General features: G+C 63.3%; 12 protein-coding genes. 7 read left to right on the top strand and 5 right to left on the bottom strand.

Annotation, left to right across the window (positions count from 1 at the left end; genetic code table 11):
* From DGA31_RS12565 to gloB, 4 genes are all read right to left on the bottom strand, one after another.
* On the bottom strand, positions 1-1,860 hold the full coding sequence (locus tag DGA31_RS12565; RefSeq protein WP_056840379.1) for an extracellular solute-binding protein: 1,860 nt from the start codon (positions 1,858-1,860) through the stop codon (positions 1-3).
* Positions 1,857-3,686 carry an extracellular solute-binding protein gene (locus DGA31_RS12560; protein ID WP_109512761.1) on the bottom strand — a complete coding sequence of 610 codons (1,830 nt, stop codon included), beginning with the start codon at positions 3,684-3,686 and terminating at the stop codon, positions 1,857-1,859. The genes DGA31_RS12565 and DGA31_RS12560 overlap by 4 nt, the downstream gene beginning before the upstream one ends.
* A gap of 107 nt (positions 3,687-3,793) precedes the next feature.
* Positions 3,794-5,410, bottom strand: a complete 1,617-nt coding sequence (locus tag DGA31_RS12555; RefSeq protein WP_109512760.1) for a lytic transglycosylase domain-containing protein — start codon at positions 5,408-5,410, stop codon at positions 3,794-3,796.
* A 97-nt stretch (positions 5,411-5,507) separates the two neighbouring features.
* Positions 5,508-6,287 (bottom strand): hydroxyacylglutathione hydrolase, encoded by a 780-nt coding sequence (gene gloB / locus DGA31_RS12550; protein ID WP_109512759.1) that lies wholly within the window; start codon positions 6,285-6,287, stop codon positions 5,508-5,510.
* Between the two features lie 89 nt (positions 6,288-6,376).
* On the opposite strand from gloB, the gene DGA31_RS12545 reads away from it, so the two are divergent.
* From DGA31_RS12545 to DGA31_RS12530, 4 genes are all read left to right on the top strand, one after another.
* Positions 6,377-7,135: a class I SAM-dependent methyltransferase gene (locus tag DGA31_RS12545; protein ID WP_109512758.1), complete on the top strand. Its 759-nt coding sequence runs from the start codon at positions 6,377-6,379 to the stop codon at positions 7,133-7,135.
* A 50-nt stretch (positions 7,136-7,185) separates the two neighbouring features.
* Positions 7,186-7,632, top strand: a complete 447-nt coding sequence (gene rnhA / locus DGA31_RS12540; protein WP_109512757.1) for a ribonuclease HI — start codon at positions 7,186-7,188, stop codon at positions 7,630-7,632.
* 370 nt (positions 7,633-8,002) lie between these two features.
* Entirely contained in the window at positions 8,003-8,773 is a 771-nt protein-coding gene (gene dnaQ, locus DGA31_RS12535) for a DNA polymerase III subunit epsilon (RefSeq protein ID WP_056840373.1), read from the top strand.
* Between the two features lie 14 nt (positions 8,774-8,787).
* Positions 8,788-9,333 carry a GNAT family N-acetyltransferase gene (locus tag DGA31_RS12530; RefSeq protein ID WP_109512756.1) on the top strand — a complete coding sequence of 182 codons (546 nt, stop codon included), beginning with the start codon at positions 8,788-8,790 and terminating at the stop codon, positions 9,331-9,333.
* A gap of 32 nt (positions 9,334-9,365) precedes the next feature.
* On the opposite strand, the gene DGA31_RS12525 is transcribed toward DGA31_RS12530, so the two are convergent.
* Positions 9,366-9,578, bottom strand: a complete 213-nt coding sequence (locus DGA31_RS12525; RefSeq protein ID WP_056840371.1) for a hypothetical protein — start codon at positions 9,576-9,578, stop codon at positions 9,366-9,368.
* Positions 9,579-9,770: 192 nt separating this feature from the next.
* On the opposite strand from DGA31_RS12525, the gene DGA31_RS12520 reads away from it, so the two are divergent.
* The 3 genes from DGA31_RS12520 to DGA31_RS12510 all read left to right on the top strand — a co-directional run bounded on the left by DGA31_RS12520 (position 9,771) and on the right by DGA31_RS12510 (position 20,691).
* Complete coding sequence (locus tag DGA31_RS12520) at positions 9,771-10,331, top strand: NADPH-dependent FMN reductase (protein ID WP_109512755.1); 561 nt, start codon at positions 9,771-9,773, stop codon at positions 10,329-10,331.
* A gap of 118 nt (positions 10,332-10,449) precedes the next feature.
* Positions 10,450-15,384, top strand: coding sequence for a dermonecrotic toxin domain-containing protein (locus tag DGA31_RS12515; protein WP_109512754.1), 4,935 nt, complete (start codon positions 10,450-10,452; stop codon positions 15,382-15,384).
* A 126-nt stretch (positions 15,385-15,510) separates the two neighbouring features.
* Positions 15,511-20,691, top strand: coding sequence for a dermonecrotic toxin domain-containing protein (locus DGA31_RS12510; protein ID WP_109512753.1), 5,181 nt, complete (start codon positions 15,511-15,513; stop codon positions 20,689-20,691).
* Positions 20,692-20,708 lie beyond the last annotated feature (17 nt).

Genomic DNA, 20,708 nt, shown 5'->3' with positions numbered 1-20,708 from the left:
TCAGCGTTCCTCAGGCTTGGCATCGCCTTCGGGCGACGGGGGCGGTGCGGCCGGAGGGGCCGGCTTGACGTCCGGCCTGGCCCACCAGCTGCTCAGACCGATATCCGACAACGCCTTGGCCTTGGGGTGCGCCAAGTGGTCCCAATAAACGATCCGCCAGCTCTTGATGTGCCAGTTGGGCACCATGTAGAAGCCCCACAGCAGCGTACGGTCGAGGGCGCGGGTGTAGGCCACCAGGTTCTGGCGCGAGTCGGCCCGGATCAGGCCGTCGACCAGAGCGTCGATGGCCGGGTCCTTCAGGCCGATCAGGTTGCGGCTGCCGGAGCGGTCGGCGCTGGCTGAGTGGAAAAATTCGCGCTGCTCGTTACCCGGCGATGACGATTGCGGAAAGCTGCTGACGATCATGTCGAAATCGCGCGAGCGCAGGCGGTTGACGTATTCGGCCACGTCCACGCGGCGAATCACCAGTTCGATGCCCAGGTCGTTGAGGTTGCGCTTGTAAGGCAGCAGCACGCGCTCGAACTCAGGCTGCGCCATGAGGAACTCCAGCTTCATCGGCTGGCCTTGTGCATCGCTCATCCGATCATTCTGGATGCTCCAGCCGGCCTCCAGCAGCAGTTGGTAGGCACGGCGCAATTGCGGGCGGATCATGCCGCTGCCATCGGTGGCCGGGAGGCTGAACGGCTCGGTGAAAACCCGTGCCGGCACCTTGTCGCGCAGCGGTTCGAGCAGTTTGAGTTCGTCAGGTCCCGGCAGGCCGGTGGCGGCCATTTCCGAGTTGTCGAAATAGCTTTTGGTGCGGGTGTAGGAGCCGTTGAACAGTTGCTTGTTGGTCCACTCGAAATCGAACAGCAAGGTCAGTGCTTCGCGCACTTTCGGGTCCTGGAACACCGGCTTGCGCAGGTTGAAGACAAAGCCCTGCATGCCCTGCGGGTTACCGTTGGGCAGTTCTTCCTTGATCAGGCGCCCTTCGCGCACGGCCGGAATGTCGTAGGCGGTGGCCCAGCTCTTGGCGGTGTTTTCCTGCCAGTAGTCGAATTGCCCCGCTTTCAGACCCTCCAGGGCCACGGTGTTGTCGCGGTAATAGTCATAGGTCATGACATCGAAGTTATACAGGCCGCGGTTGATCGGCAGATCCTTGCCCCAGTAGTCCTTGACCCGCTCGTAGCGCATCGAGCGCCCCGGCTTGACCTCGGCCACCTTGTACGGTCCGCTGCCCAGCGGCACCTCCAGGCTGCTCTTGGTGAAGTCGCGGGTGGCCCAGAAATGCTTGGGCAGCACCGGCAACTGGCCGAGGATCAACGGCAGCTCGCGGCTGTGGTTGTCCTTGAACTTGAACAACACCCGCAGCGGGTCTTCGACGATCACCTGATCGACCCCGGCATAGTAGGCGCGAAACATCGGCGCGCCGTCCTTGATCAGGGTATTGAAAGTGAATTCGACGTCTTCGGCGCGCACCGGGTGGCCGTCATGAAAGCGCGCTTCGGGACGCAGGTAGAAACGTACCCAGGTGTTGTCCGGGGCCTTTTCGATCTTGCTGGCGATCAGGCCGTATTCGGTCAGTGGCTCATCCAGGCTTGAACGCGCCAGGGTGTCGTAGATCAGGTCGAGGTCTTCGGCCGGCACGCCCTTGCTGATGAAGCTGTTGAGGCTGTCGAAGCCACCCCGGCCGGCCTGGCGAAAAGTGCCGCCCTTGGGGGCGTCAGGGTTCACGTAATCGAAGTGCTTGAAGTCGGCCGGGTACTTGGGCGCTTCGTCGTATAACGTCACGGCATGCTGGGGCGCAGCCAGGGCCGTGCAGGCCAGGGTGGCCAGCAACAGGCCGCCTGCCTGCGCGAGCAGCAAACGCATCGGGTTCATCGAGAGTTCTCCAGAGGCTTGAGCCACCATGCCCGCAGGCCCAGGGTGTAGGGCGGGGTTGTGACCCTGGCGAAGCGATCACGCCAGGCCAGACGATGGCTATTGAGGTACCAGTTGGGAATCATGTAGTGCCCGGCCAGCAGCACCCGGTCCAGGGCGCGGGCGGCCGCCACCTGGTCTTCACGGCTTTGCGCGGCCAGCAGCTGGTTGAGCAGGCCGTCGACCACCGGGCTGTTGATGCCGGCGTAATTCTTGCTGCCATTGACGGCGGCCTGGCTGGAATGAAAGTACTGCCACTGTTCCAGCCCCGGGCTCAGGGTCTGCGGCAGGGTCATGAGGATCATGTCGAACTCGAACCGGTCCAGGCGCTGCTTGTACTGGGCGCGGTCCACGGTGCGCAGCCCGGCCTCGATGCCGACGCGGCGCAAGTCTTGCACATAAGGTTGCAGGATGCGCTCAAGGTTGGGGTTGACCAGCAGAATCTCGAAACGCAACGGTTGCTGTTCGGCATTGACCAGGCGTTGCCCGGAAAACTGCCAGCCGGCTTCGTTCAGCAGGCTCAGGGCCTTGCGCAGGGTTTCCCGGGGCAGGCCGCCGCCGTCGGTGCGCGGCAGCTCGAAAGGCTGGGTAAACAGGCTGGCCGGCAAGCGCTCACGATACGGCGCCAGCATCAGCCATTCCCGCCCGCTCGGCACACCCGTGGCGGCAAATTCGCTGTTGGGGTAATAGCTGGCCGAGCGCTGGTAGGCGTCGCTGAACAGCGCCCGGTTGGTCCATTCGAAATTGAACAGCAGGCCCAGCGCTTCACGCACCCGGTCGTCGCTGAAAGTCGCGCGACGGGTATTGAAGAACAGCCCCTGGGTCTGGGTCGGAATCCGGTGCGGGATCGCCGCCTTGATTACCTGGCCGTCTTTTACAGCGGCAAAATTGTAGCCATTGGCCCAGTTCTTGGCCTGGTGTTCGATATAAATGTCGAATTCACCGGCCTTGAAGGCTTCGAAGGCCACCTCGCTGTCGCGATAGAACTCGACCTCGACCCGGTCGAAATTGTATTTGCCGCGATTGACCGGCAGGTCCTTGCCCCAATAGTCCTTGACCCGCTCGAACACCAGTTGACGGCCCGGCTGCACCTGCGTGATGCGATACGGCCCGCTGCCCAGGGGCGGCTCGAAGGTGGTGAGGCGAAAATCACGGTCCTTCCAGTAGTGTTGCGGCAGGACCGGCATCTCGCCAAGGCGCATGATCAGCAGCGGATTGCCGACACGCTTGAGCACGAAGCGAATGCGATGGCGATTGAGAATGTCGACCCGCTGCACTTCCTGCAATGCCGTACGGTATTGCGGGTGGCCGTCCTTGAGCAATGTGCGCCAGGAGAACGCCACGTCATAGGCGGTGATCGGGTGACCATCGTGAAAGCGTGCCTCGGGGCGCAGGTTGTAGACCACCCAGCTGCGATCCTCGCTGTATTCGACACTGCGCGCAATCAAGCCATAGCTGGAGGTGGCCTCGTCGCCTGACGGATCATACGGGCCGGTACCGACCATCAACGGTTCGTTGAGCTCGTTGACACCGTACTGCAGGAAATTGCCGGTCGCGACCGGGCTGCTGCCCTTGAGGGTATAGGGATTGAGGGTGTCGAAAGTGCCGAATGCCATCATCCGCAAGGTGCCGGCTTTCGGCGCCTCGGGGTTGACCCAATCGAAATGGGTGAAACTGGCCGGGTACTTGAGGACGCCAAACTGGGCGTAGCCATGGCTTTCGCTGATGGCGGCGCTGGCGTTCGAGCTCAAGCCCAGGCTGATGGCTAACAGGATGGGACGTATCACGATCCATACGGCTTGGGCTTTCAGGGCGCTAACAGTAACAGCTTGTCGGGGCCTGCAAAAGACCGCGCGCGCCCCGCAGGCTTTGGCGGGGAGGGCGCGCGGGTCGATCAATGCGGCAGGTAGACGGTCAGGGTCTGGCCGGGTTTGAGGGCCTGGCCCGAGCGTGGGTTCCAGCGCTTGAGGTGCTTCATCTCGACATTGAAGCGCTTGGCCACCAGGTACATCGAGTCGCCTTTCTTGATCTTGTACTGCACCGGCTTGCCTTCCTTGTCCACCGCCGTGCTGGCCACGGCGGTGGCCTTGGTGCTGCTGCGGGCCGGGGCGGCCTTGGCGGTGTCCTGGATTACCAGGGACTGGCCGATCTTCAGGCGATGGCCTGAGAGCTTGTTCCAGCGCTGCAGGTCTTCGACATCGACCTTGTTGGTGCGGGCAATGGTGGTCAGGTTGTCGCCGTTCCTGACCCGGTAGGTGCGCGAGCGCCCCGGCTTGTCTTCGCTGGCCACCACGTCGAAGGCGGGTTGGGCGATGCCGCCCGGTTGCCCGGGAATGTTCAGCGACTGGCCGATCTTGAGGGCATTGCCTGCCAGGCGGTTACTGCTCTTGAGCGAGCTGACCGACACCTGGTAACGCTTGGCCAGGCTGTCGAGGGTGTCGCCACGACGAACCCGGTAGTGCTGCCACTCCATCAGCTCGGCCGGTTTCAGGTTCGGCAGGTTGGCGGTGACCAGTTGCGCCTTGGCGGTCGGCACCAGCAAGTGCTGCGGACCGTCGACGGTCATGCGCTTCTTGAAGGCCGGGTTAAGCTGGATCAGCTCGTCTTCATCGATATTGGCCAGGCTGGCGACGCGCGACAGGTCGACGCGCTTGTTCACTTCGACCACTTCGAAATACGGCTCGTTGGCGATCGGGTTGAGGTTCACGCCGTACGCGGCCGGGGTCAGCACCACCTGCGACAGGGCCAGCAGCTTGGGCACGTAGTCGCGGGTTTCCTGGGGCAGCGGCAGGTTCCAGTAGTCGGTGGGCAGGCCAAGTTTTTCGTTGCGCTCGATGGCCCGGCTGACCGTGCCTTCGCCGGCGTTGTAGGCCGCCAGGGCGAGCATCCAGTCGCCGTTGAACATGTCGTGCAGGCGGCTCAGGTAGTCGAGCGCGGCGTTGGTCGAGGCCTGGATGTCGCGGCGCCCGTCATAGAAACTGGTCTGGCGCAGGTTGAAATAACGCCCCGTGGACGGAATGAACTGCCACAGGCCGACTGCCTGGCTGCGGGAAATGGCCATCGGGTTGTAGGCGCTTTCGATCACCGGCAGCAGGGCCAGCTCCAGCGGCATGTTGCGCTCTTCGAGGCGCTCGACGATGTAGTGCATGTACAGGCTGCCGCGCTCGCCTGCGTTTTCCAGGAACGAAGGGTTGTTGGCGAACCATAGGCGTTGCTGGTCGATGCGCGGGTTCATCTCGTTGCTTTGCTGCAACTGGTAGCCCAGGCGGATACGCTCCCACACGTCCTGCGGCGCGGCCTGCGGCGAAGGCGTGGGGGCGAAGATCGGCTTCTGCTTGATGCCTGCCGCCAGGTTGGGCTGGCTGCGCCAGGTCGAGGTCGTTTGGGTGTCGGGCTCGACGTGACCGGTGGTCTGACAGCCTGCCAACAGCGCGCTTGCCGTCACCGCGATGGCTTGAGCCAGGCGCGTCAATGTGTCGGAACTCGCGGGTTTTCCAGTAGATGACGACATTGTCCGGGGTGTATCCAGGCAAAAATGTCGGGCGATTCTAGAAAGCGCGCCGCCACTGGTCAACCTTTAGGGAACTTTGAGCGGCCAGGTGGTCACCTCAGAACCCGTTTTTCCAGGCTCGCAGGCTGGCGAAAACCGCACAGGGCGACGTATTGTCCTTGCCGCTCCACTCGTCAGCTTTTTCTTTAACGGATGTTACATGGGCCCTGAGAAACGGATTGGTCAAGTGTTCCAGTGCCAGACTTGAGGGCAGGCTGATGCGGTTTTCGCGGCGCAGCTGGGTGACCTGCTCGAAGCGCTCGGCCACGTCAGGGTTGTCCGGCTCCACGGCCCTGGCAAAGCGCAGGTTGCTCAAGGTGTATTCATGGGCGCAGTACACGGCCGTGTTGTCGGGCAGGGCGCCCAGGCGGGTGAGGGCCTGGTGCATCTGCTCGGGCGTGCCCTCGAACAGGCGTCCGCAGCCGGCGGCAAACAAGGTGTCGCCGCTGAACAGCAAGGGCTGGTGCGGGTCGCTGTGGTAGAAGGCGATATGACCTGCCGTATGCCCGGGCACCAGCAGTACATCGAAGCTCAGGCCCAGTGTGCTGATCTGGTCATTGTCGGCCAGCGCCACATCACGGGCCGGAATGGTTTCACCGGCCGGCCCCGACACGCGTGCGCCAGTGGCCTGCTTGATGGCAACCACGCCACCCACATGGTCGTTGTGGTGGTGGGTGATCAGGATGTCGGTCAGTTGCCAGCCCGGATTGTGCGCCAGCCAGTCGAGCACCGGTGTGGCGTCACCCGGGTCGACCACCGCGCAGTGGCGGGTTGTCGGGTCTTGTAACAACCAGATGTAATTGTCACTGAAAGCGTGCAAGGCGTGGATCTGTATCATGGCGCAGTTCGCTTGGCGAGAAACAATAGTGCATCTTAGGCACTGCACGCATACACGTCGAGCCGTCAGCTCCCGGAGGAAACACAACGATGACCGATCAAGCGTTTGCCCAGGCCGACCCGCAATGGCTGGCATTGACCCAGGCGGCCCGTGAATGGTTGTCCGGTCCCCTGGGGCACATGCTGGTCGAAGAAGAGCGCCGTGTCGTCGAAGAGGAACTGGCGCGTTTCTTCGGTGGTTACCTGGTGCACTACGGGCCCAATGCCCAGAACCCGCCGCTGGCGCCGCAGGTGCAGCGCACCGTGCGCCTGGGGGCGCCGTTGCCCGGCATGGAGATTGTCTGTGAAGAACAGGCCTGGCCCCTGAGCGAGCATGCCGCTGACATCGTCGTGCTGCAGCATGGCCTGGATTTCTGCCTTTCACCCCATGGCCTGTTACGTGAGGCGGCCAGCAGCGTGCGCCCCGGCGGACACCTGGTGATCATCGGCATCAACCCCTGGAGCACCTGGGGACTGCGCCGCCTGTTCAGCCGCGGCGCCCTGCGCAAGGCGCGCTGCATTTCACCTTCGCGGGTGGCCGACTGGCTCAACCTGTTGGGTTTTGCGCTGGAGAAGCGCCGCTTCGGGTGCTATCGTCCGCCGTTTGCATCGGCCAACTGGCAGGCGCGCCTGCACGGGCTGGAAGCCTGGGGCCACAACAACCAGGCACCGGGCGGCGGATTCTATCTGCTGGTGGCGCGCAAGCTGGTCGTGGGCCTGCGCCCGCTGCGTCAGGCGCGACGCGAGCCTGTGAGCACGCTGATCCCGATGCCGCTGGCCAAGGTCAGTCGCGACGGTTGCGAGCCCTGAGGCTGGCCCGCCCAGGCCCTGTATTTGAAGTATTAGCTGGGAAAACATTGATGAGCGAATCGGTTGAACTGTTTACCGACGGTGCCTGCAAGGGCAATCCCGGCCCGGGTGGCTGGGGCGCGTTGCTGGTCTGCAAGGGCCAGGAAAAGGAACTCTGGGGTGGCGAAGCCAACACCACCAATAACCGCATGGAGCTGACCGGGGCCATCCGTGGTCTGGAAGCGCTGAAGCGTTCCTGCGAAGTGACGCTGGTCACCGACTCGCAGTACGTCATGAAGGGCATCACCGAGTGGATGACCAACTGGAAAAAACGCGGCTGGAAAACCGCCGCCAAAGAGCCGGTCAAGAATGCCGACCTCTGGCAGCAGCTTGACGAGCAGGTCAATCGGCACCAGGTCAAATGGCAATGGGTACGCGGGCACATCGGCCATCCGGGCAACGAACGCGCCGACCAGCTGGCCAACCGTGGCGTCGACGAAGTGCGCGCCAAGGCCTGAATGCACACGGGTGCGGCATCGCCTGGCTCTGGGCGGCAACCGTCACATCCGCTGAGTCTGTACCGCCGCCATCGCCGACAGGCCGTCTCCCACGGTCAGGTGCCAGGCATGAGCCCTTGGGCGACATCAATCCTGTGGGAGGCGGCTTGCTGCGGGCGGCGATCCGACGATGAGGCCAGCAAGGACGATATATCTGCTGCGTCTGTTCCATAGCCATCGCCAGCAGGGCTGTCTCCCACAAGTTGCGCTGCACTGACGGGCCTCTGGAGGCCATACATGCACGGCTGAAGCCGCTTGCCACTCGGCCCACCCCACGCACTGCTTCGTAACCCCATGTTAAGATCGCCGCCTGCACAAGAGGCAACGAACCATGACATTGCAAAATACCGATAACCGTTCGATCGTGCTCGACACCGAAACCACCGGTATGCCGGTGACCGATGGCCACCGCATCATCGAGATCGGTTGCGTCGAGCTGATCGGTCGTCGCCTGACCGGCCGGCACTTCCACGTCTACCTGCAGCCGGATCGCGAGAGTGACGAAGGCGCCATCGGCGTGCACGGTATCACCAACGAATTCCTGGTCGGCAAGCCGCGTTTTGCCGAGGTCGCCGACGAGTTCTACGAATTCATTCGTGGCGCGCAACTGATCATTCATAACGCGGCGTTCGACGTTGGCTTCATCAACAACGAATTCGCCCTGATCGGCCAGGCCGACAAGACCGACATCACCCAGTACTGCACGGTCCTCGATACCTTGCAGATGGCCCGTGAGCGTCATCCTGGCCAGCGCAACAGCCTCGACGCCCTGTGCAAGCGCTATGGCGTCGACAACTCCGGCCGTGAGCTGCACGGCGCCTTGCTCGACTCGGAGATTCTCGCCGACGTCTACCTGGCCATGACCGGTGGCCAGACCACCTTGTTACTGGCCGGGCAGGGCACCGAGAGTGGTGATGGCGACTCCAGCCGACCCAGTGAAATCCGGCGCTTGCCGGCCAGCCGCCCGGCCTCGCGGGTCATTCGCGCCAGTGAGAGCGAGCTGGCCGAACACGAGGCGCGTCTGGCCATCATCGCCAAGGCGGCCGGGGCGCCGGCATTGTGGGTGCAGATGCAGGAGGCCGGTCAGTCGGCAGTCTCCTGAACGACATCTGTGCCATGCCCAATCTGGACATCCGTCTGGCGGACGAGACGTTCGAGGATTATCTGCTCAACGGCCAGTTCGCCTTCATGGTGCACGGCTATGCCGATGCCAGGGTCGGTGAACCGGTAGCCGCCTGGGCCCTGGAAACAGTCGAGCCCTTCGAGAAGGACTACGGCCTCGACTGCCCGCAATTGTGTGACCGGCGCCAGTCCACCCAGGCCACGGTGCTGGTCGCCTGGCTGGGCGAGCACGCCGTGGGACACATTGTGCTGCGCGCGCACTGGAACGGTTTTGGCTATATCGACGAGTTGGCCGTGGACCGGCCGGCGCGGCGCCTGGGGGTGGCGCGCTCGTTGCTGGAAAGGGCGCGGCAGTGGAGCCAGGCGCGCGAGTTGGCAGGGGTGGTGCTGGAAACCCAGAACAACAACCTGGCCGCGTGTCGGTTGTACGAGACCTTCGGCTTTGTGGTCGGCAGCGTCGATCACCTGTGTTATCGCGGCATCGACCCGCAGACGCGTGAAACCGGCATTTTCTGGTACCTGATCTTCACGTCCAACTGAGTCACGGCAGCGACTCAGTGCGCTGTTGGCTATTAGCGGATACGGGTTAGCTTGACGCCATTCTGCACCAGCTCGAACTCGTCACCCCCCAGGTGATTGATGCGGTCTCCGATCGCCAGGCGGTAGGTGGTCACTACATGCGCGCCACCTTCGGCATCGCTGCGTGCCTCCTGGAATTCATGCATCGGGTAGACGCGCCCTTCGGCATCTCTTGCCTGAAACTGTCCGACCATAACTGCAGCCATTTGCCTTGAACCTCTGTAAGAACCGCGAACATTGCGTGTGAATCGCGCCTGTAGACCACTAAAAGGCCTTTGAGTTCGGCAGCCACGCTGTCCTTTTCATGACTGAAAAGAAAAGCACAGGCTTCATACAACTCAACCAGCGTTTCATCTATAACTCATAGTCTTCACCCCCCCTTCGCAGCAGGAGTTTCCATGAGTCAGGTGCATTCTATTGCCGTTCTGGTCGGCAGCCTCAGAAAAGATTCGATCAACCGCAAAATCGCCTTGGCCCTGGCCGAGCTTGCCCCCGCAAGCCTGAAGCTGAACATTGTCGAAATCGGCGACTTGCCGCTGTATAACGAAGACATCGACGGTGAAAACCCGCCAGCCGCCTACAGCACCTTTCGCGAGCACCTGGCGAGCGCCGACGGCGTGCTGTTTGTCACCCCCGAATACAACCGCTCGGTGCCCGGCGCCCTGAAAAACGCTATCGACGTCGGCTCGCGCCCCTATGGCAAGAGCGCTTTCAGCGGCAAGCCAGGCGCGGTCGTCAGTGCCTCGCCGGGTGCCATCGGCGGCTTTGGCGCCAACCACCACTTGCGCCAGTCGCTGGTGTTTCTCGATGTCGCCTGCCTGCAACAGCCTGAAGCCTACCTGGGCAACATCGGTGCCGGTTTCAATGAAGACGGTACCCTGAACGAACGCACCCAAGGGTTTCTGAAGACATTCATCGACACCTTCGCCGCCTGGGTGGAAAAAAACCGCAAGTCCTGAAGGCAGCCATATGTACGGCAGCCTTGCATCACACTCTGGTTAGGCTCCTTTTTCATTTTTCGGCCATCCACACGCTGCGTGCGTGTGCGGTGGCCTTTTGTGCAAAAGGAACGCTGCCATGTCACCCACCCCTTACTTTCATGTCGAGTCGCTGCGCGACAGGTTTGCACACAACCTGCGCCACGCCAGGGACCAGGGAACCCTCGATGCCTTTGAGCTGAACTGGCTGCTGTCCCTGGACGGCCTCAAGGCTGCTGCGCCTGACGCCGCCGACGCGCCTGCTGTCTACACCTTGTTGCTCGAGGATGGCTCGCCGGTGCCCCTGGGCCTGGCCTCGGCCCTGCTGATCGTGCGTCGGCAGCAAGCTGCCGAGACACTTTATCTGGACACCCTGGCCTGGGGCCTTGAGCGCTTCACTGACCGGGCAGCGCTTGCAGAGCGCTTGAAGCAGCGCTTTGCCGTGCTTGCCGGCCGCGAACCGGTGTTCGAGTACCAGGTACTCGGCTCGCAGGTCTTGGCACCGCGTATGCTGCGCATCGTCGATCACCAGGCGCAGATGCTGAGCGAACTCAGTCGTGAACTGGAACACTTGCCGCAGTGGCATGACGCGCCGGCATCCACCGACCTCAAGCACGACGTCGACAGCCGACTCGATGACTTCTGGCTTGCCCACGATGCGCATGGGGTGAACCGCCGCACGCGCTTCGCCCAAGCCCTGGCCGACGCCTTGACCCACCAGGCCTTCGAGGCGCAGCACGCCGGGCACTCGTGGGCCGAGGCATTGGTGCAGGTGGGCACGCGGCTGCTCGATACTGCCGCGCCGGTCCCGATCAGTCGGCTGGCGGTCAGTGTGGGCGGGCAGGGACCGTTCAAATTGATCGGCCTGTACCTGATTCATCTCGGCACACAGGGCGATGTGCTGTACTGCCCCGCCAGGGGATTGCGCTATCTGAGCGACTGGCCAGCCCTGGTTTCGCTGGCCAGCAGCGAGGCCGGGCGCGCAGAGTTGCAGGGGTATCTTTCCCTGGATGATCAGGCGTTGTGGCCGGCAACCGGTGGGCTTGAGGTGCAGGCCTATCCGTTGAGCGCGCCGCTGTTCCTGGACAGCATCGACGCGCTGGTCGCGTTGCAAAAGCGCAATCTGGATCAAGCTTTCAGGCGCGCTCGCCGTGAGCCGCAGGAACAACAGGCCATGCTCGACGACGCCCTGGATGTACGCAGTCTGCTCGATGGCCGCCTGCCTTTCATCGAAGGCAGTCGGCGCTGGGCGGCAGCGCCTTCCTCCTTTGCCAGCACCTGGCCGCTACCGCCGTCGGCGCAGACCCAGGTACCCGCTGCCCCGCATGAGCCTGCGGCCATCTGGCTGGAGCAGGTCAACCGACTGGTCACGCAGCTGGCTGCGCTTGATGACCGGCGGCCGCGGCTGGAAAGCCTGGCCAGGCAGGCGCTGAGCCCGTGGCTGGCGGTGCTGGGTGCGCCTGAGCCGTTAAGTGCAGCGCAGATAGAAATCGACTGGGTCGAAACCGGTGGCGACAATCACGAAGACAACCACGTCGGCGTACAGCCTGCTGCGCCGGTGGTCACTGCGCAACGGCTGGGCCTGATCGACCTGCTGCTGGAGCACATGAGCGGTGCCCGCCCGGGGCCCTTGCCGACCGGCAGTGCAGCGTTTGGCCAGTTGCCAGTGCATGACAGCTGGCAACCCCTGATGGCCTTCAACCGTCCGCTGCTCGACCACCTGCTGGCCCGCGCCGCCGGGCGTCTGCACGAACTGTGTGCCAACAGTGTCGAGGCCTTCCAGTCACATGCGTTGCGCCAGGGGCACACCCAGACACTGCCGGGCCAGACCTTGTGCACCCTGCGTGAAGCCCTGTTACGCCTGGAACTGGCCGTGGCGCGCCGTACCGAGTCGTTTCCGCTACTGCACGCCGACTGGCTGCAGCATGTGCTGGACCACCCGCAGTCCACGACGCGTCCGGCCCTGGGGCATGCGCAGGTCGAGGCCAGGGCGCTGATCCTGCTGGCCGATGGCCGGGCGCTGCCGCTGGCCATGGCCGATGCCTGGGTCATCAGCCTGGCCGGTCAGCCACAACAGGCCTTGTTGTTCTGGTCATCGATCACCGGCCTGCAACCTCTGGCCTCGATGCACGCGCTTGAACAATGGCTCAATCGGCGCATGGCGCCCCCGGCCGGACGGGGACGCTGGCTGGCGCTGCTTGATGAGCCTGACCGCCGCCACCTCGATGAGCAGTTGGGGGCAGGTCATTCGTTCCGTTTGCAGCGGGCGCCGGAGAACGGGCATTTCATTCGCCGCATGCAGCACGATGAACAGCAGCGCCAGCAACAACGCGTCGACAATGCCCTGCAACAGGCCCGCAGCCAACGACTGGCGGCCCCCCTGTGCCGGCGCTACATCGACCTGGCCGGTGAGGATCGACGCTTGCTGGTCTGTCTGGATAACCTGGCCCTCCGCATCCAGAACAAAGTGCTCCTGGCCATGCTGCCGCCGTGGTTGCGCTCGGCCTCGATGGCCGACATGGACGTCTATGCCGACCTGTTGAGCCGTTACGGCCATGACGTAGATCGCAACGAAGACTTTCTGAGCGGTATCGCGTCGCTCCACGGCTTTGCCCGTCAGCACCTGCTGGTCGCCCTGGCCCGTGATTTCCCCGATGGGGCGCCGGACCCGCAGCGCATTATCGTGACCGTGACCCATTACATTGCGGCCCCGGTGCCGCTGGGCAGCATTCCCTCGGCCATCCCGGCCGCCACGCAGGTCGACAGTGAAAGCCTGGTGGATTTCGCCCTGAACCACTTCGCCCACCTGCAGGGCGCCAGCCTGAGCGTCAGTGTGCCGCCGGACATGACGCACCCGGCCGGGCTGACAGCCGGCTATGTCGCCGCGCTGGTGCATGAACTGGACCTGGGCATGCACTACCGGAGGCTGTTGACCGAACGGCTGGCACCGACCGATCCGCACTACCCGCAGCGCCGGGAACGTTTCATTCGTCAGGTGCCGACCCTGCTGTCGTTGGTGGCGCTGGAAATGAAAATGCAGGGCTCGCTCAGCCCGACCGCCTTCGATTTCATCCAGTGCATTCTGGAAATGCCCGACAGCCAGGCGCGTCAGCCGGTGCACGGGTGTGACATCGTCTTGCGCCCCTTGACCCTGGTGCCACGCCCCGACATGGCGCCTGATCCGGTGGCCTGCCTCTACCTGATCGCGCCGCTGGACACCCGCAAGGGGCCGGTGGTGCTGCATGCACTGTTCAACGCGTCGTTCTGCTTCAAGGAATTTCGTGACCTGGACGATCTGTTGGCGCAGTTGCGCACGGTGGCTCCCTTGCAGCGGTTGATACTGGACCGGGTGGCGCCTGTCGTGCGCAAACGCTATGAAAACGATGGCCTGCATGAGGCGCACATTCCCTGGAGCACCGAGTCGTTCAGCGACGTGCCACTGGTCAGGCCCGCGCAGGTCGCCTTGGGCACCGAGGTGCTGGAGGGCAATGCCCTGCGGCACCTGTTCGAGGCCACCCTGCAGTTGTTGCAGGACTTGAGCCGCAAGCAAAGCGTCACCAGTGCCGAAGCCGACTGGGCGTCGTTCGTGCATGTGCTGGCGCTGGGGGTCGAACAGATCCTGGCCTTCGTGCCCGGCAAGCTGGGCCTCTTGTTGGCCGCCTGGCAAAGCCAGGCATTGTTCCGTGCGTCGGCCAGTGCTGCCTACGAGCGGCATTGGGGAGAGGCGCTGTCCGAGTTCTCGGCGGCACTGGGCATGCTGGTGACGACGCGTCATGAAGAGGCCGACCCGGCGTTGCGCGACCCACGCCGGGAGCCGGCCCTGGACTTTCCGGAGTTTTCCTGGCGCCATTCGGCATTGACGCCCGAACTCAAACAGCGACTGCGCCCGTTCGAGGTGCATGACATCGAGTTGAACAGCCTGCACCGTGATGCCTTGTTGAACCTCTATCAGGACCCGGTCACTGCACGCCAGTATGCCGCCGTGGCCGGGCAGGTTTATGAGGTCGCCCTGCAGCACAGTGGCTGGCGGATCACTGGCGGTAGCGGCGACGGTCCTGCCATTCGCCTGGACAGTCACCAGCAATGGGAACTCGATCTCGGACAGGGCTTGCGCGGCGGCGGTTTGCCGGATCGCACGGATGAGCATCAGGAGCTGCAGGACCGCATTGATGAACTCATGATCGTGCAGGCCAGTGGCATCACTGAAATCCGCAGCCGGTCCCGTGATCACGCCCGGCAGATCAACCTGGCGCGCTACCAGGCCCTGGCGTACCTGCGCAATGTGCTGTTCAACCTCAACGTGCCGTTCGCCGAAGGCTTGTCCGCGCCGGTGCAGGCTGTATTGCGTGACTTCTTCGGCGTACCGGTGCCGGGCATGGTGCTGATCGACAGCCTGAGGGCGCGGGTCAGCGAGCTGTTCATGGCGCTGTCGGAGCCTTCGCTGTCGCCCCTGGATTCCATGCGTTTCGTCACCGGTGCCCTCCAGCCAGGCCGCGAGACCCTGGCCGCCTTTGTGATCGTCGGCGATCCACAGGCGCGGTTTTTTCTTGGTCCGATGTTCTTTGCCACACCGCCCTATCGCCTCGTGGAGGGCCCGCCTGGCAGTCGGGCGTTCAATCCGGGCGATCACTTTCGGGCCATGGCCCTGCTGCACGAGATCTCCCATCTGGTCCTCGACACCCATGACATTGCCTATCTGGATGCCAGCGCACCGCCGCTGGAGCGGCTCGATGAAAGCCTGCCGGCGTTGGCTCACTACAAACAGCGTCTGCAGCAACTGCGCCAGTCTTCGCTGTCGCACCGGACGCCGCCAGGGCAGTTGTTCCAGGTCAGGGAAGCCGGCGGCATGCGCGATCTGCGCGTCGAGGATGGACCGGCCTTTGCGGCTGTCCTGTTGCTCACCGGGCAGCCCGACCTGCCGGCTGCCCGTCGGGAGTTTTTCGCCAACCCGCATGCGAGGCGCCGGATCATCCTGGCCAACGCCGATTCGCTGACCATGCTGGTCAGCCTGCTGGGGCAGCAGCGCTGGCGCTGAATTATTGCCTTATGTAGCGCAGCACGCGCGGTACCTGTCGATAGCATCCCGGTTCTTTTTGCCGGCTCCGTCATCACGCCTGTGGCGGGTGCCGGAGCCGGCCAGACCCTGCAAAAGGAACCTTGCATGTCCGCTGTCGAGACACCCTATTTTCATGGCCCGGCGCTGAAAAAGCGCTTTTCCCTGCACCTCAGGCAAGCGTTGAGTACTTCACAGATCAGCGCAGACCAACACGACTGGCTGCAGGGGCTGCTCGATACGCCAGACCACGATGCCACGTTACCGAGGCTGCGCGTTGAGCGCCTGGTCAGCGAAACAGGCCTTGAACTGGGCGCCGAACTGACCGCAGCCTGGGTGATCAGCGATCCCTTGCTGCCGACGGCGCCCATCTTCCTGCACACCCTGCTGTTCGGGATCGAACGCTTCGATGATCGTACCCGACTGAACGCAGCGCTCATCCAGCGTTTTCTGGGGGGGCGTTCGGCGGTCCTGGAGGTCGAGCATGTGCCAGATGATCCCTTTACGCGCCGGGCGCAGGCGATCCTTGAGCAGCAGGCCGCTCATCTTGACGCCCTGAACCGCCAGCTCGACGACCTGCCATCAATGCAGACGGTCATCGCCCGCAAGTTGCAGGATGAAATCCAGTCCCGGCTGCAGATCGACATCGATGTTTTCCAGCACCCGCTGCAACTGCTCAGCGAAACCGGCCTTGAGGGGGTTCGGGTCGTGGGTACGCAAGCCCTGGCCGAGGCGGCGTTTGTCGACCATGGGGCTGGCAGCGTGACGCCACGGCAGTTTCTGGGGCCCCGGGGCGAGCTGTTGAGTGAGGCTCAGGCCTTGCCCTGGCAGTCGGCACTGACCGCGGCCGGCATCGACCTGGATCGGCCTTATCAGGTCGCGCTGGATGAATACTGGAACGCGCTGCGGGCCGATGGCCTGACGGTGCGTGAATTCGTCACAAGCGCCCTGGCCGACGCGTTTCGTCACGGTCTGTTGCACGCCCGTGCTCGCCAGCAATTGAGCGAGCTGGAACTGCGGCGTCTGCGTGACACCGCATTGCGCAGCGGTGGCGAGGCCGGTCAGGCCTGGCAGGTGTCGATCATGGTGAGCGGGCAGGGCGCAATAAAGCTGTCGGGTCTTTTTCTTCTGGAACTGATCAATACCGAACTGCCGGGTTTGTACCTGTTCTCTTCGCGCTACGGGATACGACGCTTCGCCAATCGCCAGCAACTCGAAGCACACTTTCGCAGTGACCAGGGATTTGTCGAGGTCGTGCATTTCACTTCGTTGAACGAGCATGGTGCCTTGCAGGCAACGGGAATCGAGCATGTGCGCCTGGACCTGATCGAAGAGTCGTTGTTCACCCGGCAGCTCGAGTCGATCATTGCCTTGCAAAAGCGCAGCCTGGCGCACGTGCTTGATCTACCGGCCATCGAGCACAAGCGCGCTGCCGTCCGGGTGGATGACGCGCTGGACATCCGCGCGCTGCTGGATCATCGCCTGATGGGCGTGCATGACAACACGCGCTGGGCCGGTGGCCAGGGCAGCTTCGAGAAACGCTGGGCCTCGGATCTGGAGGACGGCAGCGACGACCATCCGTGGCTGATCGACTCGCCCATTCTCATTTCGCCGGACTCCTGGGGCCAGCAATTAAGGGTCCTGGACCTGTTCGTCGAGCGCCAGGGCCAGTTCTACAGCGGCGTGGGTGGCTGCATGCGCGAAGTGCTGAATGGTTATCTGGCGGTGCTGGGCGACGCGCACCCGGATGCCCGCGACCTGTGGGTTCAAGTCGCTGGCATGGGCAACGTCCGGCTTGTTTCCCTGGCGCTCGAGCGGCTCAGCGGGCACTTATCCGAACCACTGCCTGGCGATGCCAGGGTATTGAGCGGCACAACCGAACATACGATACAGCGTGTGCCGGAGCTGCCCGTCGCGCTGCTCGAACAGATCCTCACACAGGCATGCAAAGTGTTTGCCGAGCGTTATAAGCTGCACCTGCAGCGCTTTTTCTCCCGCCCCCTGCGCTGGCTCGACACCCGGTTGCCTTTGCCGATGCAGGGCGTTCAGATTCGTGATTGTGCACTGCACCTGGAGTTGGCCATGGGGCTGCGCGTCGAAGATCCCGACTTGCCGAGCCTGGAGATCTTTCGTCAGGCCCTGGATCGACCGATCGCTTACCTGCGCGCGGCCCAGGGTGAGCAACGAGTCGTGGTCAACCAGGTTCATCTCTCTTTTGACCCCGGCCAGCCCGATGTGCTGGTGCATGACATGCTGGTCCTGCACCGGGCGGCAAGTCCCGGGCATTACGTCGCGTGGTCGTTGTGCGCGGGGCTTGCCACGCATGCTTCGCTGCAGGCGCTAGAGGATCACCTGGTCGCCGACTTTGCCCGGCCGGTGGCGCGTGCGGCCTGGATGAGCCAGCTCGGCCAGGCCGACCGGGCCCGCTTGCAATCTTGCCTGGACAGCCAGCAGGGCCCCTTATCGCTCAAGGTGCTGTTGCAGCCGGTGGAAGGGCATTTCATCCAGGCCTTGCAGCAGGCCGATATCGATCGGCAATGCCAGGACGTGGCGCATGCCCTGCGCCAGGCCCGGCGCTGGAAGCTGCCAGCCGATGAACTGCGCAATACCCTGCAGGCCAGAGAGTACGATACAGGCAACCGACAATTACTCGACCGGATCGGGATCACGCTGCAGGTGCTGCTTTCCGATGCCTTGCTGCCGGCCTGGGTCAAGCAGGCCACGCTGGAGCAGTTGTTCGAACTCAGGCGCATCGTCCAGCACTGGTATGTGGCGTGTCATTCAGGCAAGGATTTTCTCTTTGATATTCCGGAACCGCGTGAGTACGCCCGCACGAAATTGCTGGCCCGGCTGCAGGCCGACTTTCCCGGGCACGCCCTGAGCCCCGACCGAATCAAGGTGACCCTGACGCATTACACCGCAGCGCCGGTGGCGACTGGTGAGGTTCCCCAGGGCTTGCCTGCGGCGACGACCCAGGTGAGCGCCAGCCTGACCGACTACGCCATCGAGCGGTTCTCGGCCAGCCAGGGTGGCCTGATTTCGGTCTCGACAAACGAGTCAGGCGATCTGCAGGACGCGCTGACGTCTGCCTACCTGGAGCAACTGATCCGCGACCTGGATATCTCGACCCATTACCGGCAGCTCTTGAGTGACAAGTTCTCGCCCGGCGATCCCGATTATGCCGTGCGCCTGAAGTTCTACGCCGAGCAGATACCGCCCCTGGAGCTGCTGCGTACCTATGCCATGCGCATCGTCGACGACCTGAGCGAGCAGGGTTATCGCTTCATCGAAAATGTCTTGAGCATGCCCGATGGCACGGGGCGGCTGCCGGTGCTGGGGCACGACATCATCATCAGCCCCTTGCAGTTGCAGGCGGCTCCCGGTCTGCCTGTAAATCCGGTGCTGGGCGCGTTCATCATTGCGCCCCGTGCACCGCAGCCGGGCCCGTGGTTGTTGTATGCGTTGTTCAACGCCGATTTCCTGCTCAAGGAGTACGCTGATGCCGACGCCTTGCTGAACGATATTCACATGCATGCGCCCATGCAGGCCTTCATTCTCGATCGCCTCGACCCGGCAGGGCGTCGGTTATACGACAATGGTGGGTTCATGGAACCGCATGTGCCATTCAGTACCGAGTCGACGCTGGATGTGCCCTGGTCGACTCCGCAGCCGGTTGCACTGGCCGTGGCACCGCTGCAGGGCAATGCGCTGCAAGCCTTGCTCGACAGTGCCGGGCAGGTCCTGCAATGGTGGTTCGACCAGTTGAGTGTGACCAACCACGAGGCTGACCGCAGCCGTACACAGTTTCTCTGGGCACTGGGTGCCGAGCAGCTTCTGGCCTTGTTGCCGGGGCGCCTGGGCGCGCTGGTCGGTGTGTGGCAGAGCCAGGGCCTACTGCACGCTTCGGCCCTCGACGTGGTGCAGGAAAACTGGGGCAAGGCGGCGTCCGAGCTGCTGGCCGGCCTTGGCGTGCTGATTTCTGCGCGGCGTGCCAGGGAAGAAGAGATGGCCGAGCCTGAAGTGATGGACCCTGAAGGCGTGCCCGTGATCACCGACAGGCAGCCTTCGCCGAACTTCGAGTCGTTCGGCTGGGGCAATAACCGCATGACGTCGCAGTTATGGTCGCGGCTGCGCCCGTTTCGGGTCCATGAAGTGAACCTCAATACGCTGTCCAAGGACCCATTGCTCAATGTCTACCTGAACCCGGCCAATGACAGAACGTATGTGCCCCTGGCCGGCGCGGTCTACGAGGTGGCCCAGGACGAGAATGGCTGGTACATCGTCGGTGGCGACAATACGGGGCCGCGCATTACCCTCGATTTGCAACAACAGTGGCAACTGGATCTGCAAGGCGGGCTCAGAGGCGGCGGCGGGATCGTCACCCGCATACAGAGCAGCCTGGTCGAGGCCGAAGTGGAACACTCCCTGCTCGTCGAGGCGCGCGGCATGGCGGAGATTCGTCAGAAATACCGTACTCGGGCCCAGGATATCGTCGAGGGCCATGCGCAGGCGCGCCAGTACCTGGAAAACTGCCTGGACAATCTGGCCTATCGTACCGCTGACGGTGGCCATCATGAGCAGGTCACGGCCCTCCTGGCCGACTTCTTCGGCGCCCCCCACCCGGACACCCGTCTCTACGACACTGTCGACAGCGTGGTCAGGCGGCTGTATGGCGAATTGATGGACAGTTCCCTGTCACCGTTCAACTCTCAACGCTTTATCGTCGGTACCCGCAGGACCAATGGGGAAAATACGCTGGCCTTCACCTTTCTGACCGAGCCGCAAAAGCGCATCTACCTGACGGAAAAATTCTTCATCGAGCCGGTGTGCCGGCTCAAGCCCAGTGTGACAAGGCGCGGTAGCTTCCACCTGGGGGCGCATTTTCGCTCGGCGGTTCTGTTGCATGAACTGTCGCACTTGTATTGCGCCACCGAAGACATTGCCTATGTCGAGGCGCACATGCCGTTTGTCGACCTGCTCGAAGACAACTCGGCCTATCGCCATGCGATGAAGGAGGACATCGTTGTGCACCAGAACGGCCTGTCCCATCGCACCTCCGCAGACCGGCTGTTTCGCATTCACCAGCATGACGGCACCTGGAAAGACCTGGGCAAGCGCGACGGCAAGTCCTTGCGCAGGATTCTGGACATCACCGGTACAAAGAGCCTGTCACAGGCACGCGATGTGTTCTATGCCGATGTCGAGAAGCGTACCGACGTCATGCTGGCCAACGCCGATACGGTGGCCCTGCTGGTCACGGTGCTGGGGCGGCACAAGAAGGTGCCGTAGCGATTGGCAGTACCGGG

Source organism: Pseudomonas ovata (assembly GCF_003131185.1).
Lineage (GTDB): Bacteria > Pseudomonadota > Gammaproteobacteria > Pseudomonadales > Pseudomonadaceae > Aquipseudomonas > Aquipseudomonas ovata.
This window is presented reverse-complemented; position numbering and strand designations above follow the sequence as displayed.